At 52.5% G+C, this 417-nt stretch carries 1 rRNA gene; it reads right to left on the minus strand.

Annotated features, from left to right (window positions below):
• Positions 1-74 (minus strand): 5S ribosomal RNA (rrf, locus tag ETB99_RS14730); the annotation flags it as partial.
• Positions 75-417 lie beyond the last annotated feature (343 nt).

Here is a 417-nt window from a genome sequence, read left to right on the forward strand (position 1 = left end):
CCATCGGCGCTGGAGAGCTTAACTTCCGTGTTCGGGATGGGAACGGGTGTGACCTCTCCGCCATCGTCACCGAGCAATATGTATTCCTTCAAAACTAGATAACAGAACAGTCGCCTTCGCTTTTCGTGATGTCTAGCTTCGAACTAACATCCTCCTACGCCTTTCGCTTTTTCCGTTCGACGTGCACGTCTTCGTCAAAAGCTTTCGGCTCCGTCGGATGTTTTCTTGACTACGTCAAGAACCGTTCTTCGCTTTTCTTTTGTCTAGCTGCGGCTCCTAGCCCCTCGAACCGCTTCAGTCCTGCTGTGGCGGCAACAGCCTCCTCGCAGGCCTTTCGCGTTCTTCGTGGCTGGACAGTCGCCTGCGCTTTTCGTATGTGTTTAGTTAAGTCCTCGATCGATTAGTATCCGTCAGCTG

This window comes from Anoxybacillus sp. CHMUD (genome assembly GCF_013096965.1).
GTDB classification, from domain to species: Bacteria; Bacillota; Bacilli; order Bacillales; family Anoxybacillaceae; genus Anoxybacillus; species Anoxybacillus kestanbolensis_A.